Origin of the sequence: Pseudomonas syringae, assembly GCF_021605415.1 — a bacterium.
Classification (GTDB): domain Bacteria; phylum Pseudomonadota; class Gammaproteobacteria; order Pseudomonadales; family Pseudomonadaceae; genus Aquipseudomonas; species Aquipseudomonas syringae_S.
Map to the genome: position 1 here is coordinate 132,808 of NZ_WKEQ01000010.1, position 16,225 is coordinate 149,032.

The 16,225-nt window shown below is 60.2% G+C and carries 13 protein-coding genes; 10 read left to right on the top strand and 3 right to left on the bottom strand.

The annotated features are described in order from the left end of the window. Nucleotides 1–6 precede the first annotated feature (6 nt). The 4 genes from cdhC (at nucleotide 7) to GIW69_RS09845 (ending at nucleotide 3,091) form a co-directional block, all read left to right on the top strand. Nucleotides 7–894, top strand: a complete 888-nt coding sequence (cdhC, locus tag GIW69_RS09830; protein WP_236482114.1) for a 3-dehydrocarnitine:acetyl-CoA trimethylamine transferase CdhC — start codon at nucleotides 7–9, stop codon at nucleotides 892–894. A gap of 64 nt (nucleotides 895–958) precedes the next feature. After that, entirely contained in the window at nucleotides 959–1,924 is a 966-nt protein-coding gene (locus GIW69_RS09835) for an L-carnitine dehydrogenase (RefSeq protein ID WP_236482116.1), read from the top strand. A gap of 55 nt (nucleotides 1,925–1,979) precedes the next feature. Continuing rightward, entirely contained in the window at nucleotides 1,980–2,456 is a 477-nt protein-coding gene (locus GIW69_RS09840) for a thioesterase family protein (protein ID WP_236482117.1), read from the top strand. A gap of 371 nt (nucleotides 2,457–2,827) precedes the next feature. After that, entirely contained in the window at nucleotides 2,828–3,091 is a 264-nt protein-coding gene (locus GIW69_RS09845; RefSeq protein WP_236482119.1) for a hypothetical protein, read from the top strand. Between the two features lie 112 nt (nucleotides 3,092–3,203). Here the strand turns inward: GIW69_RS09845 and gbdR are convergent, their stop codons facing one another. Next, nucleotides 3,204–4,307 carry a choline metabolism transcriptional regulator GbdR gene (gbdR, locus tag GIW69_RS09850; RefSeq protein ID WP_236482121.1) on the bottom strand — a complete coding sequence of 368 codons (1,104 nt, stop codon included), beginning with the start codon at nucleotides 4,305–4,307 and terminating at the stop codon, nucleotides 3,204–3,206. A gap of 539 nt (nucleotides 4,308–4,846) precedes the next feature. Continuing rightward, nucleotides 4,847–6,223: an L-serine ammonia-lyase gene (locus tag GIW69_RS09855; RefSeq protein WP_236482123.1), complete on the bottom strand. Its 1,377-nt coding sequence runs from the start codon at nucleotides 6,221–6,223 to the stop codon at nucleotides 4,847–4,849. Nucleotides 6,224–6,660: 437 nt separating this feature from the next. On the opposite strand from GIW69_RS09855, the gene GIW69_RS09860 reads away from it, so the two are divergent. The 3 genes from GIW69_RS09860 to choV all read left to right on the top strand — a co-directional run bounded on the left by GIW69_RS09860 (nucleotide 6,661) and on the right by choV (nucleotide 9,695). Then, the gene (locus tag GIW69_RS09860; protein ID WP_236482125.1) at nucleotides 6,661–7,608 is read left to right on the top strand and encodes a choline ABC transporter substrate-binding protein; all 948 of its coding nucleotides are present in this window, start codon (nucleotides 6,661–6,663) and stop codon (nucleotides 7,606–7,608) included. 66 nt (nucleotides 7,609–7,674) lie between these two features. Then, the gene (choW, locus tag GIW69_RS09865) at nucleotides 7,675–8,520 is read left to right on the top strand and encodes a choline ABC transporter permease subunit (RefSeq protein WP_236482126.1); all 846 of its coding nucleotides are present in this window, start codon (nucleotides 7,675–7,677) and stop codon (nucleotides 8,518–8,520) included. Next, nucleotides 8,517–9,695 carry a choline ABC transporter ATP-binding protein gene (gene choV / locus GIW69_RS09870; RefSeq protein WP_236482128.1) on the top strand — a complete coding sequence of 393 codons (1,179 nt, stop codon included), beginning with the start codon at nucleotides 8,517–8,519 and terminating at the stop codon, nucleotides 9,693–9,695. Before choW ends, choV begins: the two co-directional genes overlap by 4 nt. Nucleotides 9,696–9,779: 84 nt before the next feature. Here the strand turns inward: choV and GIW69_RS09875 are convergent, their stop codons facing one another. Next, entirely contained in the window at nucleotides 9,780–11,720 is a 1,941-nt protein-coding gene (locus GIW69_RS09875; RefSeq protein ID WP_236482194.1) for a BCCT family transporter, read from the bottom strand. Between the two features lie 379 nt (nucleotides 11,721–12,099). On the opposite strand from GIW69_RS09875, the gene betI reads away from it, so the two are divergent. The 3 genes from betI (at nucleotide 12,100) to betA (ending at nucleotide 16,070) form a co-directional block, all read left to right on the top strand. Beyond that, nucleotides 12,100–12,693: a transcriptional regulator BetI gene (gene betI / locus GIW69_RS09880; protein ID WP_236482130.1), complete on the top strand. Its 594-nt coding sequence runs from the start codon at nucleotides 12,100–12,102 to the stop codon at nucleotides 12,691–12,693. A gap of 56 nt (nucleotides 12,694–12,749) precedes the next feature. Next, entirely contained in the window at nucleotides 12,750–14,222 is a 1,473-nt protein-coding gene (gene betB, locus GIW69_RS09885; RefSeq protein ID WP_236482132.1) for a betaine-aldehyde dehydrogenase, read from the top strand. A gap of 144 nt (nucleotides 14,223–14,366) precedes the next feature. Beyond that, on the top strand, nucleotides 14,367–16,070 hold the full coding sequence (gene betA, locus GIW69_RS09890) for a choline dehydrogenase (RefSeq protein WP_236482133.1): 1,704 nt from the start codon (nucleotides 14,367–14,369) through the stop codon (nucleotides 16,068–16,070). Nucleotides 16,071–16,225 lie beyond the last annotated feature (155 nt).

The following is a 16,225-nucleotide window of genomic DNA, read 5'->3' on the forward strand; positions in this document are numbered from 1 at the left end:
AACCAAATGAACCATGACGTCATCATCACCTGCGCACTCACCGGTGCTGGCGACACGACCGCCAAGAGCCCACATGTGCCGGTCACCCCGAAACAAATCGCCGCCGCTGCCGTGGAAGCCGCGAAGGCTGGCGCCACTGTCGTGCATTGCCACGTCCGCGACCCGCAGACCGGCAAGTTCAGCCGTGACGTGGCGCTGTACCGCGAAGTCATGGAGCGCATCCGCGAAGCCGACGTCGACATCATCGTCAACCTCACTGCCGGCATGGGCGGCGACCTGGAAATCGGCGCTGGCGAGAACCCGATGGCGTTCGGCCCGAACACCGATCTGGTCGGCCCGCTGACCCGTCTGGCCCACGTTGAAGAACTGCTGCCGGAAATCTGCACGCTTGACTGCGGCACCCTGAATTTCGGCGACGGCGACACCATTTACGTCTCCACCCCGGCGCAACTGCGCGCCGGCGCCAAGCGCATCACCGAGCTGGGCGTGAAAGCCGAGCTGGAAATCTTCGACACCGGTCACTTGTGGTTCGCCAAGCAGATGATCAAGGAAGGCTTGCTCCACGACCCGCTGTTCCAGCTGTGCCTGGGCATCCCGTGGGGCGCGCCGGCCGACACCACCACCATGAAAGCCATGGTCGACAACCTGCCGGCGGATGCCGTGTGGGCCGGTTTCGGCATCGGCCGCATGCAAATGCCGATGGCGGCCCAAGCCGTGCTGCTCGGCGGCAACGTGCGGGTCGGCCTGGAAGACAACATCTGGCTGGACAAGGGCGTGCTGGCGACCAACGGCCAACTGGTCGAGCGTGCCACGGAAATCCTCAGCCGCCTCGGCGCCCGCGTGCTGACGCCAGCCGAGGGCCGTAAAAAAATGGGCCTGACCCAACGCGGCTAGCAAACAAACACACACCCCTGCGGCAGCTGCTACACGGGATCACCGAATTCATCAGGACATCGCCATGCGCTTTATCACCGACATCAAAACCTTCGCCGCCCTCGGCAGCGGTGTCATCGGCAGCGGTTGGGTAGCACGCGCCCTCGCCCACGGCCTCGACGTGGTGGCCTGGGATCCGGCGCCCGGCGCCGAAGCCGCCCTGCGTAAACGCGTCGCCAATGCCTGGGGCGCGCTGGAGAAAAACGGCCTGGCACCCGGCGCCTCGCAAGATCGCCTGCGCTTCGTTACGACTATCGAAGAATGCGTGCGCGACGCCGATTTCATCCAGGAAAGTGCCCCGGAACGCCTTGAGCTGAAACTCGAACTGCACAGCAAAATCAGCGCCGCCGCCAAGCCTGACGCGCTGATCGGCTCCAGTACTTCGGGCCTGTTGCCGAGCGAGTTTTACGAGAGCTCGATCCACCCGGAACGCTGTGTGGTCGGCCATCCGTTCAACCCGGTTTATCTGTTGCCGCTGGTGGAAGTGGTCGGTGGCAAGAACACCGCGCCCGAGGCCGTGCTAGCGGCGATGAACGTCTACGAATCCCTCGGCATGCGCCCGTTGCATGTGCGCAAGGAAGTGCCGGGATTCATTGCCGACCGCTTGCTTGAAGCGCTGTGGCGCGAGGCGTTGCATCTGGTCAATGACGGCGTGGCGACCACTGGCGAAATCGACGACGCGATCCGTTTCGGCGCCGGTTTGCGCTGGTCGTTCATGGGCACGTTCCTGACTTACACGTTGGCGGGCGGCGACGCCGGCATGCGCCACTTCATGTCGCAATTCGGCCCGGCGTTGCAGTTGCCGTGGACGTACCTGCCGGCACCGGAACTGACCGAAAAGTTGATTGACGATGTGGTGGATGGCACCAGCGACCAGCTCGGCCGGCACAGCATTGCGGCGCTGGAACGCTATCGTGATGATTGTTTGCTGGCGGTGCTGGAGGCGGTGAAAACCACCAAGGAGAAGCATGGGATGAGCTTCAGCGAATAACCTCGACACCTGAGCATTCCCACGCTCTGCGTGGGAATGCAGCCCGGAGAGAAACATGCCCACCCTCACCACCTACCAAACCAAAATCATCCCCGACTGGGTCGACTACAACGGCCACCTGCGCGACGCCTTCTACCTGCTGATTTTCAGCTACGCCACCGACGCGCTGATGGATCGTCTCGGCATGGACAGCAACAACCGCGAAGCCAGCGGTCATTCGTTGTTTACGCTGGAACTGCACCTCAACTACCTGCACGAAGTGAAGCTCGACGCCGACGTTGAAGTGCGCACACACATCATCGGTCACGATCAAAAACGCCTGCACCTCTACCACAGCCTGCACTTGGCCGGCGAAGAGCCGGAACTGGCCGGCAACGAACAAATGCTCTTGCACGTCGACATAGCCGGCCCGCGTTCGGCGCCGTTTAGCGCGGGTACCCTGAGTCGTCTGCAAGCGATCGTTGCCGAGCAGGTTGATTTGCCAGCGCCCGCGTACGTTGGTCGCGTTATTGCGTTGCCGCCATCCCGATAGATCGCGTCATCGCTCATCGCTCATCGCTGGCAAGCCAGCTCCCACAGGTTTACGCGTCAACCTGTAGGGGCTGCCGCAGGCTCGGGCCGCGTTCGGACGATCTTTTGCTTTTACTGAAGCCAAAAAAAACCCCGATCAAGCCGTGACAGGACCGGAGCTGAGGAGGGTACTTTCAGGAGCTGCCGAGCGAGGGTGACCAAACCACCGTGAAGCCAGCTGAGGCCAGTGTGACCACTCTGCTACCCGGTCACTTGGCCAAAAACGACCTGTTCATAACCAATGTAGACACTGCGACAAAACGCCCTTGCCCTCCCCCGACGCGCCTACCAGAATCGAGCCACGACCTCCGTTGCCACAGAAGGATTCGCGTCATGATGTACGCCGATTTGATTGATCAGGAAGACCTGTTGGGCCAGCTCAAGGCATTGGGGCTTCAAGTGCCGAGCGGCTCCACGGCGGAGCAGGCTTGTGAATGTGCGGTGCGTGGCCTGGACGACGCTCGGGCGTTCGAACTGCGCAAAATGGTCAAGGACATGTACACCAGCGGCGCCAGTATCCAGCCGGCCGTGCGCCAGGCCATCGATAAACAGTTGTTGCCCGCATTGGCGGATTACCAACAATCCCGTAGCGCCTGAATATCGCCATCGCTGGCAAGCCAGGGTCCACAGGGTTTAGGTCGATCACAACATTGTGATCAGACACAAAACCTGTGGGAGCCTGGCTTGCCAGCGATGTCGTTCACTCGGTCTACAGCCTTACGCTGGCGAAGGTCGACTCATTACGCGCCTGACTCAATGCCGACAACGGCCCGGACAGCGGCGACAGCACCAGCGCCTGCGGCAGCGGCATCATCGCCACCTGCTGCGTGGTATTGGATCCGACACGCTCGTCACGCGGCGGAATGCCGAAGTATTCGCGGTAGCACTTGGAAAAGTGCGGCGTGGACACGAAGCCGCACACCGACGCGACTTCGATGATCGACATCGGCGTCTGCTTGAGCAGTTGCCGGGCGCGGATCAGGCGCAGCTTGAGGTAGTAGCGTGACGGCGAGCAGTGCAGGTATTTCTGAAACAACCGCTCCAGCTGTCGACGCGACACCGCGACGTACACCGCCAGTTCATCCAGGTCGATCGGCTCTTCCAGGTTGGCCTCCATCAACGCGACGATTTCCTGCAACTTCGGCTGGTTGGTGCCAAGCATGTGCTTGAGCGGCACGCGCTGGTGATCCTGCTCGTTGCGGATGCGCTCATAGACGAACATCTCGGAAATCGCGGCAGACAGTTCACGCCCGTGATCGCGGCTGATCAGGTGCAGCATCATGTCCAGCGGCGCGGTGCCACCGGAGCTGGTGAAACGGTTGCGGTCGAGGGTAAACAGACGCGTGCTCATCGCCACGCGCGGAAAGGCTTCCTGCATTGCCGCCAGACATTCCCAATGCACGCTGCAATCGAAGCCGTCGAGCAGACCGGCGCACGCCAGTGCCCAACTGCCGGTGCACACGGCGCCGAGACGTTTGGACTGCCGCGCCTGGCTTTGCAGCCATGACACGTGCTCACGGGTCACGGTGCGCTGAATGGCGACACCGCCGCACACAATGATGGTATCGAGCGCCGGCGCCTTGTGCATTGCGGCGTCGGGCGTGATTTGCAGGCCGTCACTGGCCCAAACCTGGCTGCCATCAACGGTGAGGGTGGTCCAGCGATACAGCTCGCGACCGGACAACTGGTTGGCCATGCGCAGGGGTTCGACTGCGGAAGCCAGGGAAATCAGCGTGAAATTGTCCAGCAGCAAAAAGCCGATGGATTGAGGCGCACGGTTCTGGGGTTGGGCCCCGGAGTTGAACGTCGTCATCGCGGTATCTCCTCACACAAAGCGGGTGATGGCCTCAGGCGGAGGCTCTTGTTATGGCCATCGATCTCGCGTGGGAGACGGGCTTTGTAATGACAGAGCAAATGCCATGCCTAAAATTGAATGATCGTTCAATAACTCCTGAAAGCGACCTGCTGATGTGTCTATACGGAACCTGTGACGAAAGGTATTTCGAAGTGCCATCAGCGGTGCCGAATGCACTACCGCGCGAGGTGTGAGCAAATCGGTAGCACTTGTGAGAATGGGGCTACACGGCGATTGGGGCGAGTGTCACCACAAGCACGCTGACGGACGGTAGAAGCGGCGATTGGTCGCTGGGGAACGGGAAAGGCGCTTATCTGATTGCGACGCGCTAAAAGGTGGCGCGGTCGGATATCGATGCTCGCTTGATGAGCAGTTTTGACTGGTCAACCGCTTTCGCTGGCAAGCCAGCTCCCACAGGGATTGATGGCGTATTCAAATATCAAGCTCGCCGAATAACTTGTGGGAGCTGGCTTGCCAGCGATGGGGTCAACTCGGTCTCAGCACTCCACCGCGCTGACCGCCAACCCACCCCGGGATGTCTCTTTATATTTGTCATGCATGTCGGCACCGGTATCGCGCATGGTGCGGATCACCCGATCCAGCGAGATAAAGTGCTGACCATCACCACGCAGCGCCATCTGCGCCGCGTTGATCGCCTTCACTGCCGCAATCGCGTTGCGTTCGATGCACGGCACTTGCACCAGTCCGCCCACCGGATCACAGGTCAGGCCGAGGTTGTGTTCCAGGCCGATTTCGGCCGCATTGCACAGTTGCTCCGGCGATGCACCGAGGATCTGCGCCAGTCCCGCCGCCGCCATCGCGCAAGCCGATCCGACTTCGCCCTGGCAACCGACTTCAGCACCGGAGATCGACGCGTTTTTCTTGCACAGAATCCCCACTGCCGCTGCGCCGAGGAAATAATCGACCACGTTGGCGTCGGTCACCGCTTCGCTGAACTTCATGAAGTAGTGCAACACCGCCGGAATGATTCCCGCCGCGCCATTGGTCGGTGCCGTGACCATGCGCCCGCCGGCGGCGTTTTCTTCATTCACCGCCAGGGCGAACAGGTTGACCCACTCCATGGCGCTGAGGGTCGAGCCAATGACGTTGGGTTTGTTCAGCTCTTGCAGGCTGCGGTGCAACTTCGCCGCCCGCCGCCGCACATTCAAGCCCCCGGGCAGAATGCCTTCGTGCTTGAGGCCTTGCTCGACGCAGTCCTGCATGGCCGCCCAGAGCTTCATCAGGCCCGTGCGGATTTCTCCTTCACTGCGCCAGACCTTTTCGTTGGCCATCATCAACTGCGCGACGCTGAGGTTGTGCCGTTTGCACAGCGACAACAATTCGGCCGCGCTGGAAAAGTCGTAAGGCAGCTCGGTACGATCCAGATCGACCACGCCGCTGGAAGCCTGCGCCTCGTCGACGACAAAACCGCCGCCAACCGAATAGTAGGTGTCGCGATGAATCTCACCGTGTTCGCCTTCGGCAATCAGGGTCATGGCGTTGGGATGGAACGGCAGGTTTTCGTCGATCAGACGCATGTCCCGGGCCCACACGAACGGCACCGACACACGACCGTCGAGCAGCAGCGTATGGGTTTCGCGCAGGGACTGAATGCGCGGGCCGATCTGCGACGGGTCGATCGCGTCCGGCCACTCGCCCATCAGGCCCATGATCACGGCGTTGTCGCTGCCATGGCCGATGCCCGTGGCTGACAACGAGCCGTACAACTGAACTTCGACGCGCCGAACTTGTTCCAAAGGCTGCTTGTCCTTGAGCGTCTGGACAAACAGTGCGGCGGCGCGCATCGGCCCGACGGTGTGAGAACTGGAAGGCCCGATGCCGATTTTGAACAAGTCGAAAACGCTGATCGCCATTACTGCTCAACTCCTGAAGAGGCCGGAACGGCCGCAAAAAGCGACCGCTGGCGGAGCTGCTACGCTCAAGCTGCGATCCGCCGGAATGCCCGCATCATCGGGCTTTTACGGCAGAGCACGACGTCTGACACCGACGCACTCATGTCCGCCAGCGCCGCGCCGGTTTTGCCTCCGGTTTTCGCCGTTTTCACGCGGTTGAGAAGGCCAGTTCAGGCGAAAAAAAGCTGTAAGCGACGTCACCGACACTGGATGCGACCATCCCTGTACTGGTTACGACGCCCCCTGTAGGCGTCAGATTTTCACTGGTACATGATCGTATCGACTCGATTGCACGGCGCTGCGGTAAGAGCTGTCTCCAGAACGCCATCCAACCGCAACCTATAAGTGCGGTGGTCCAGTCGGAACACTGCCAAAAAAAAACATAAAGGAGTCCGTCAATGAAAGGTTCCCCATCGTTATTGTTGGCCGCCATGCTGAGTTTGCCGTTCATGGCCCAGGCCGCAGAACCGGCGCAGTGCAGCACCGTGAATTTCTCCGATGTCGGCTGGACCGACATCACCGCAACCACCGCGACCACTTCCGTTGTCCTCGACGCCCTCGGCTACAAAACCAAGACCACCATGATTTCCGTGCCGGTGACCTACAAGTCTTTAGCCGACGGCAAAAACATGGACGTGTTCCTCGGTAACTGGATGCCGACCATGGAGAACGACATCAAGGCCTACCGCGATGCCGGCACCGTCGAAACGGTGCGAACCAACCTCAAAGGCGCCAAATACACCCTCGCCGTGCCGCAGGCGCTGTACGACAAGGGTCTGCATGATTTTGCCGACATCGCCAAATTCAAGGACGAACTCGGTGGCAAGATCTACGGCATCGAGCCTGGCAACGACGGCAACCGCCTGATCCAGAGCATGATCGACAAAGACGCCTTCGGCCTGAAAACCGCCGGTTTCAAGGTCGTCGAATCCAGCGAAGCGGGCATGTTGTCGCAAGTCGAACGCGCCCAGAGACGCGACACCGCAGTGGTCTTCCTCGGCTGGGCGCCGCACCCGATGAACAAGCGCTTCAAGATTCAATACCTGACCGGCGGCGACGACTTTTTCGGCCCCGACTTTGGTGCCGCTACCGTGGCCACCAATACCCGCAAGGGCTACGTCGAGGAATGCAGCAACGTCGGTCAGTTGCTGAAAAACCTGGAGTTCACCGTCGACATGGAAAGTGAACTGATGGGCAACATCCTCGACGACAAGATGAAGCCTGACGCGGCCGCCAAGGCCTGGCTGAAAAAGAATCCACAGGTGCTCGATACCTGGCTCGCTGGCGTGACCACCACTGACGGTAAACCAGGCCTGGAGGCCGTGAAAGCCAAGCTCGCACAGTAATCGCTTATGCCGGACGGTCTCGGCCGTCCGGGCTGTTTATTTCCTTGCATGCGGACGTTCACTACCATGCTGATTGATCAGAAAATCCCTTTAGGCCAGTACATTGCAGGCTTCGTTGACTGGTTGACGCAACACGGCGCCAACACTTTCGACGCAATCGCTGTGACACTGGAAACGATGATCCACGGCGTGACGTTTGCGCTGACCTGGTTCAACCCTTTTGTCTTGATCGGCCTCATCGCCCTGCTCGCCCACTTCATCCAACGCAAATGGGGCCTGACCGTTTTTGTCATCGCCTCCTTTCTGCTGATCCTCAATCTGGGGTACTGGCAGGAAACCATGGAAACCCTCGCCCAGGTGCTGTTCGCAACCCTGGTCTGCGTGGTCATCGGCGTGCCGTTGGGCATCGTCGCCGCGCACAAGCCGATGTTCTACACCCTCATGCGTCCGGTACTCGATCTGATGCAGACCGTACCGACCTTCGTTTACCTGATTCCAACCCTGACCCTCTTCGGGCTGGGTGTGGTGCCGGGCCTGATCTCCACGGTGGTGTTCGCCATCGCCGCGCCGATCCGCCTGACGTACCTGGGCATCCGCGATGTCCCGCAAGAACTGATGGACGCCGGCAAAGCTTTCGGCTGCTCGCGCCGCCAACTGCTCTCACGGATCGAACTGCCGCACGCCATGCCGAGCATCGCCGCCGGTATCACCCAGTGCATCATGCTGTCGTTGTCGATGGTGGTGATTGCCGCACTGGTCGGTGCCGACGGACTCGGCAAACCGGTGGTCAACGCACTGAACACGGCCGACATCGCCCTGGGCTTCGAGGCAGGCCTGGCAATCGTTCTGCTGGCGATCATGCTCGACCGCATCTGCAAACAACCCGACGCCAAAGTAGGGGGTGACGCATGAGCATTATTCGCTTCGAAGACGTCGACGTAATCTTCTCCCGGGATCCACGTGAGGCACTCAAGCTGCTGGATCAGGGCATGACCCGTAACGAGATCCTGAAAAAAACCGGGCAGATCGTCGGCGTCGAAAAAGCCACACTGGACATCAACAAAGGCGAAATCTGCGTGCTGATGGGCCTCTCCGGCTCCGGCAAGTCGAGCCTGCTGCGTTGCATCAACGGCCTCAACACCGTGAGCCGCGGCAAGCTGTTCGTCGAACACGAGAACCGCCAGATCGACATCGCGTCCTGCACGCCTGCAGAACTGAAAATGATGCGCACCAAACGCATTGCCATGGTGTTCCAGAAGTTCGCCCTGATGCCGTGGCTGACGGTGCGCGAGAACATCAGCTTCGGTCTGGAAATGCAGGGCCGTCCGGAGAAGGAACGACGCAAACTGGTCGATGAAAAACTCGAACTGGTCGGCCTGACCCAATGGCGTAACAAGAAGCCCGACGAACTGTCCGGCGGCATGCAACAGCGTGTCGGCCTGGCCCGCGCGTTGGCGATGGACGCCGACATTCTGTTGATGGACGAACCGTTCTCGGCACTCGACCCATTGATCCGTCAGGGTTTGCAGGACGAGTTGCTGGAACTGCAACGCAAGCTGAACAAGACCATCGTGTTCGTCAGCCACGACCTTGATGAGGCGCTGAAACTCGGTAGCCGCATCGCGATCATGAAAGACGGCCGTATCGTGCAGTACAGCGTGCCGGAAGAAATCGTGCTCAACCCGGCGGACGATTATGTGCGTACCTTCGTCGCCCACACCAACCCGCTGAACGTGCTGTGCGGCCGCAGCCTGATGCGCACGCTGGACAACTGCAAACGCATCAACGGTTCAGTGTGCCTCGATCCGGGTGACGACTCGTGGCTGGATCTGGCCGAGGGCAACACCATCAAAGGCGCACGGCAGAACGGTTCGGCGATGGACTTGCAGAACTGGGCGCCGGGACAAGCGGTGGAAGGCCTTGGCCGTCGTCCGACCCTGGTGGATTCGAACATCGGCATGCGCGAGGCGTTGCAGATTCGTTATCAGACCGGCAACAAACTGGTGTTGCATGACAACAACCAAGTGGTGGGGATTCTTGGAGACAGCGAGTTGTATCACGCGCTGCTGGGCAAGAACCTGGGGTAACACACCGCAGACACAAAAACGCCGCGAGAGGATCGCGGCGTGGGAACGATCATGCAAAAGGGGCTCAATCGAGCCCCTTTTTTTTTAGCTATACACCCGACCCAGCAGCTGCCGGTGGCTTTCAAACTGATCGAGCACATCGCGCGTGATTTGATCTTGGGTAAAGCCCATCAGGTCGTAATCCTGGCTGCCGTTGTGCAGATACACCTCGGCGCGATAGAACCGCTGACGCGCCTCATCAGACTCCACCGATTCACTCGGCGTCGCCAGATAACCCTCAAGGCTCACTTCATAGACAAAAGGGTTGCCCTCTTCCATCTCAATGCGCACGCCCATGCAACGCTTGGACTTGCCCAAAAGCGTCTGCACTTGCAGTCCCTGTGCACGCATCTGCACCGCCGCATCTTCCAGCGCCGGGCTGACGTGCTTGTCCATGAAGCGCTGCACCACCGATTGGCTCGGTTGCAGATCCAGCTGCGTCAGGCGTTCACTGAATCCGCGACGACCGCGCTCGGCCAGTTGCGCCTGTTCCTGTTCGATCTGCACGTCCTGGCGCATCGCCTTGTGCAGGCCGAACATGAAGCAGATCAACACCACCGAAAACGGCAAACCGGCCAGCACTACCATGGTTTGCATGGCTTCGAAGTTACCGGCGAACAGCAGACCGATGGTCACCAGCGTGATCACCGCCGACCAGAAGATCCGCAGCCAGTGAGGGGCGTCTTCGTCGACGTTGCCGCCCTTGCACGAAAGATTCGCCATCATCACCGCGCCCGAATCGGCCGGGGTCAGGAACAAGACGAAGCCGACGAAGATCGACACGCCGATCACGACTTTTGACGCTGGGTAATGCTCGAGCAACTGATAGATCGCCATCGACGGCTGCTCGAGCGCCGTCTTGCCGAGCTCCACCGCGCCATGGTTCATCACCAGATCCAGCGCCGAGTTGCCGAAGATCGACAGCCAGGCCAGGGTGAAGCCCAGCGGAATCAACAGCACGCCAGCGACCAGCTCACGCACCGTGCGGCCACGGGAAATACGCGCGATGAACATGCCGACAAATGGCGCCCAGGATATCCACCACGCCCAGTAGAACAGCGTCCACAGGCCCAGCCAGCGGTCGGACTTGTCGCCGTCGCCTTCATAGACGTACAGATCGAACGTCTTCAGCACCACGCCATTGAGATAATCACCGACGTTCTGCACGAAGCCGTTGAGCAGGTGCAGGGTCGGGCCGAACAGCAGCACGAAAATCAGCAGGCCGCTGAACAGCACAATGTTCAGGTTGGACAGACGACGGATGCCGTTTTCCACGCCGGACACGGCCGCGATGGTCGCCACGGTGCTCATCACGATGATCACGATCAGCAGGTTGGTGTTGCTGTGTTCCATGCCGAACAGGTTTTCCAGCCCCGACGACACTTGCAGCGAACCGATCCCCAGGTTCGTCACCAGCCCCAGCAGCGTCACGAACATGCCGAAGCCGTCCACCGCGTGACCGGCCGCGCCCTTGACCCAACGCTCGCCCACCAGCGGATACAGCGCCGAACGCAGGGCCAGCGGCTGGTTATGACGGTAAGCAAAGTACGCGACGGCCAGACCGACCAAGGCGTAGATCGCCCAGCCGTGCAGACCCCAATGCAGGAACGTCAGTTGCACTGCCTGACGCGCCGCCAAGTGGGTGGCCGCTGTGCCTTCCGGCGGATTGAAGTAGTGATCCAGGGGTTCGGAGGCGCCGAAATACAACAGCGAAATACCGATGCCTGACGAGAACAGCATCCCCGCCCAGGCACCGTAACTGAAATCCGGGGTATCGTCCTTGCTGCCCAGTTTGAGTTTGCCGTACGAGGAAAACGCCAGACCGACCACGAATACCAGATAGGCGGCGATCACCACCATGTAGTACCAGCCGAAGCTGCGGGACAACCAGGCCTGGGCCAGACTCAACACTCTGCCGGCCTCTTGGGGGGCTGCGATCAGAATGGCGGTCAACAACAAAATCAGCGCGGTAGAGGTGTAAAACACCCAACCGTTGACCGTCACCTTCTCTGGCGGGGTCTTTATCAGCGAAGCAGAACTCATGGCACAAATGCTCCAGGCAGTGCGGGAGATGAACACAAGGCAACACGGAAACCCGACCAGTCGGAGGGTTGGCAGCCGACCGGCGGGTGATATAAAGACACCCCGAAAAAAGCCCGAAGCCCGGAGCGCCATGGCGCGAGGGTTTCGAGCGGTTTCAGGTGTCGGTTTATCGCCATTTACATGCAGGAAAAACACGCAAGCAGCGACGATTTGTCGCAGAGCTTATTCTTTGTTGATTGAACGTTCAATCAAAACAAAATAGACTGGCCCTCAATCCGGTAGCCGATTCATGTCTGCCGGAAGGCCTAAGGAGATGTGCAAGATGCCCAAGGTCGGTATGCAACCCATCCGCCGTCAACAGTTGATCGAAGCCACATTGCAAGCGGTCGATCAGGTCGGAATGGGGGACGCCAGCATTGCGCTGATCGCCCGTTTGGCCGGTGTCTCGAACGGCATCATCAGTCATTACTTTCAGGACAAGAACGGCCTGATTGCCGCCACGATGCGGTATCTGATGACAGCCCTCAGCGAGAGTGTCACCGCGCGCCGTCAGGCGCTGGCAGATGACAGCCCACGGGCCCATCTGCAGGTGATCATCGAAGGCAACTTCGACGCCAGCCAGGTCAATGGCCCGGCAATGAAAACCTGGCTGGCCTTCTGGGCCACCAGCATGCACCAGCCGTCATTGCACAGGTTGCAGCGGATCAACGATCACCGCCTGTATTCCAACCTGAGCTGCGAGTTCCGCCGTGTGTTGCCGCTTGAAGACGCACGCAACGCTGCCCGAGGCCTGGCAGCACTCATTGACGGATTGTGGTTGCGCGGAGCGCTGTCAGGAGACGCGTTCGACACCGTGCAGGCGCAACAGATCGCTTTCGAATACATGGATTTCCAACTGGCCAAGCAGGTGAGCTAGAGCACGAAGAAACGCTCGGCCCTGAAGCCAATCACTTATGCACTTGCGAGGACTTTATGGCCCGTTTCGAACTGCAAAAACTCTACATCGATGGCACTTACAGTGATGCCAGCAGCGACGCCACTTTCGAAGCCATCAACCCGGCTAACGGTGAAGTCCTCGCACAGGTTCAGCGTGCGACCAAAGAAGACGTCGAACGCGCCGTGGTCAGCGCCGAAAAGGGTCAGAAAATCTGGGCCGCGATGACCGCCATGGAGCGTTCACGCATCTTGCGTCGTGCCGTCGACATCCTGCGCGAGCGCAACGATGAGCTGGCCGCGCTGGAAACCCTGGACACCGGCAAGTCGTTCTCCGAAACCAAATACGTCGACATCGTCACCGGCGCCGACGTGCTGGAATACTACGCAGGCCTGGTGCCCGCCATCGAAGGCGAGCAGATCCCGCTGCGTGACACATCTTTCGTCTACACCCGTCGCGAACCGCTGGGCGTTGTCGCCGGTATCGGCGCGTGGAACTACCCGATTCAGATCGCCCTGTGGAAATCCGCGCCGGCACTGGCGGCCGGTAACGCGATGATTTTCAAACCGAGCGAAGTCACCTCGCTGACCACCCTGAAACTGGCCGAAATCTACACCGAAGCCGGCGTGCCAAACGGTGTGTTCAACGTCCTCACCGGCAGCGGCCGCGAAGTCGGCACCTGGCTGACCGAGCACCCGCGCATCGAGAAGATCTCGTTCACTGGCGGCACCGACACCGGCAAGAAGGTCATGGCCAGCGCTTCGGCATCCTCGCTTAAAGACGTGACCATGGAACTGGGCGGCAAATCCCCGCTGATCATCTGCGACGACGCCGATCTGGATCGCGCCGCCGACACCGCGATGATGGCCAACTTCTACAGCTCCGGTCAGGTCTGCACCAACGGCACCCGCGTGTTCGTGCCGAGCCACCTGAAAGCCGCGTTCGAAGCCAAGATCGTCGAGCGCGTTGCGCGCATTCGCATTGGCAACCCGGAAGACGAAAACACCAACTTCGGCCCGCTGGTCAGCTTCGCCCACATGGAAAGCGTGTTGGGCTACATCGCCAAAGGTAAAGAGGAAGGCGCACGCGTGCTGTGCGGCGGCGACCGGATGACCGACGGCGAGTTCGCCAAAGGCGCGTTCGTGGCACCGACCGTGTTCACCGATTGCACCGACGAAATGACCATCGTCCGTGAAGAAATCTTCGGCCCGGTCATGGCGATCCTCTCCTACGAAACCGAAGAAGAAGTGATCCGCCGCGCCAACGACACCGACTTCGGCCTGGCCGCCGGTATCGTCACCAAAGATCTGAACCGCGCCCACCGCGTGATTCATCAACTGGAAGCCGGTATCTGCTGGATCAACGCCTGGGGCGAGTCCGACGCCAAAATGCCGGTCGGCGGCTACAAGCAGTCGGGCGTGGGTCGTGAGAACGGGATCAGTTCTCTCAATAACTTCACGCGCATCAAGTCCGTGCAAGTCGAACTGGGTGAGTACGTTTCAGTTTTCTGATGAGCTGATCAGCTTCAAGCGGCAAGCTCCGAGCTGCATGTAAAAGCAGTCTGGGTTTGCCGCCCTCCCCGATTCCAAAGCCACAGCTCGCTGCTTTTTCTTGCAGCTCGTAGCTTGCGGCTTGTAGCTCCTTCAGGAGAATTTATGACTCAAGAATACGACTACATCATCATAGGGGCCGGCTCTGCAGGTAACACACTTGCGACCCGTCTGACTGAAGACGAAGGCGTCACCGTTCTGCTGCTCGAAGCCGGGGGCCCGGACTACCGCCTCGACTTCCGTACCCAGATGCCCGCTGCGCTGGCGTTCCCGCTGCAGGGCCGTCGCTACAACTGGGCCTACGAAACCGATCCTGAGCCGCACATGAACAACCGCCGGATGGAATGCGGTCGCGGCAAGGGCCTTGGCGGTTCTTCGTTGATCAACGGCATGTGCTACATCCGTGGCAACGCGATGGACTACGACGGTTGGGCAAAATTGCCAGGCCTGGAAAACTGGTCGTACCTGGACTGCCTGCCGTACTTCCGCAAAGCGGAAACCCGTGATATCGGCCCGAACGATTATCACGGCGGCGAAGGCCCGGTCAGCGTGACCACGCCAAAAGCCGGCAACAACCCGCTGTTCCACGCCATGGTTGAAGCCGGCGTGCAGGCCGGTTACCCGCGCACCGAAGACTTGAACGGCTACCAGCAGGAAGGCTTCGGCCCGATGGATCGCACCGTGACGCCGAAAGGTCGTCGTGCTTCCACCGCCCGTGGCTACCTCGACGTTGCGAAAAAGCGCTCGACACTGACCATCGTCACTCACGCCCTGACCGACAAGATTCTGTTTGACGGCAAACGTGCGGTCGGCGTGCGTTACCTGGTCGGTTCCGCCGAAGAGCGTGTCGAAGTCAAAGCGCGCAAGGAAGTCTTGCTGTGCTCCGGCGCCATCGCGTCGCCGCAAATCCTGCAACGTTCCGGCGTCGGCCCCGCCGAGCTGCTGAACAAACTCGATATCCCGGTTGTTCACGACTTGCCGGGCGTTGGCGAGAATTTGCAGGATCACCTTGAGCTGTACCTGCAATACGCCTGCACCCAGCCGGTTTCGCTGTACCCGTCGCTGCTCTTGCACAATCAACCGGCCATTGGTGCCGAGTGGTTGTTCAACGGCACCGGCATCGGCGCCAGCAACCAGTTCGAGGCCGGCGGTTTCATTCGCTCCCGCCCGGAATTCGAGTGGCCGAACATTCAGTACCACTTCCTGCCGGTAGCGATTAACTACAACGGCAGCAACGGTGTGAAAGAGCACGGTTTCCAGGCGCACATGGGTTCCATGCGCTCGCCGAGCCGGGGTCGCATCCAGGCCAAGTCGAAAGACCCGCGCCAGCACCCGAGCATCCTGTTCAACTACATGGCCACCGAGCAGGACTGGCAGGAATTCCGCGATGGCATCCGCCTGACCCGGGAAATCATGCAACAGCCTGCGCTCGACGCTTACCGGGGTCGCGAGATCAGCCCGGGTATCGAGGTGCAAACCGACGAGCAACTGGACACGTTCATCCGCGAGCACGCCGAAACCGCGTTCCACCCGTCTTGCTCGTGCAAGATGGGCACCGACGAGATGGCGGTGGTTGACGGTGAAGGGCGCGTGCACGGCATGCAGGGTCTGCGGGTGGTCGATGCGTCGATCATGCCGATCATCACCACCGGCAACCTGAACGCGCCGACGATCATGATCGCCGAGAAAATCGCCGACAAGATCCGTGGCCGTCAGCCACTGCCACGCAGCACCGCGCGTTACTACGTCGCGGGCGATGCGCCGGTGAAAGGCAAGGCGATGCGTGATGTGACGCCAGCGGCTCAGTAACACCGCGTCACGGCTAATCGCTGGAAAGCCAGCCCCCACAGTGTTTTGCATTGTTCACAAATATGTGTTCACCAAAAAAACCTGTGGGCGCTGGGTTGCCAGCGATGAGGCCTGCACATTCAGCGCAGCTTTCGCAGATTCAAAGTAAATCCCCC

Excerpts from the sequence above, each read along its gene's own strand:
- cdhC (WP_236482114.1), top strand. The coding sequence starts at position 7 with ATGAACCATGACGTCATCATCACCTGCGCACTCACCGGTGCTGGCGAC.
- GIW69_RS09835 (WP_236482116.1), top strand. The coding sequence starts at position 959 with ATGCGCTTTATCACCGACATCAAAACCTTCGCCGCCCTCGGCAGCGGT.
- GIW69_RS09840 (WP_236482117.1), top strand. The coding sequence starts at position 1,980 with ATGCCCACCCTCACCACCTACCAAACCAAAATCATCCCCGACTGGGTC.
- GIW69_RS09845 (WP_236482119.1), top strand. The coding sequence starts at position 2,828 with ATGATGTACGCCGATTTGATTGATCAGGAAGACCTGTTGGGCCAGCTC.
- gbdR (WP_236482121.1), bottom strand. The coding sequence starts at position 4,307 with ATGACGACGTTCAACTCCGGGGCCCAACCCCAGAACCGTGCGCCTCAA.
- GIW69_RS09855 (WP_236482123.1), bottom strand. The coding sequence starts at position 6,223 with ATGGCGATCAGCGTTTTCGACTTGTTCAAAATCGGCATCGGGCCTTCC.
- GIW69_RS09860 (WP_236482125.1), top strand. The coding sequence starts at position 6,661 with ATGAAAGGTTCCCCATCGTTATTGTTGGCCGCCATGCTGAGTTTGCCG.
- choW (WP_236482126.1), top strand. The coding sequence starts at position 7,675 with ATGCTGATTGATCAGAAAATCCCTTTAGGCCAGTACATTGCAGGCTTC.
- choV (WP_236482128.1), top strand. The coding sequence starts at position 8,517 with ATGAGCATTATTCGCTTCGAAGACGTCGACGTAATCTTCTCCCGGGAT.
- betI (WP_236482130.1), top strand. The coding sequence starts at position 12,100 with ATGCCCAAGGTCGGTATGCAACCCATCCGCCGTCAACAGTTGATCGAA.
- betB (WP_236482132.1), top strand. The coding sequence starts at position 12,750 with ATGGCCCGTTTCGAACTGCAAAAACTCTACATCGATGGCACTTACAGT.
- betA (WP_236482133.1), top strand. The coding sequence starts at position 14,367 with ATGACTCAAGAATACGACTACATCATCATAGGGGCCGGCTCTGCAGGT.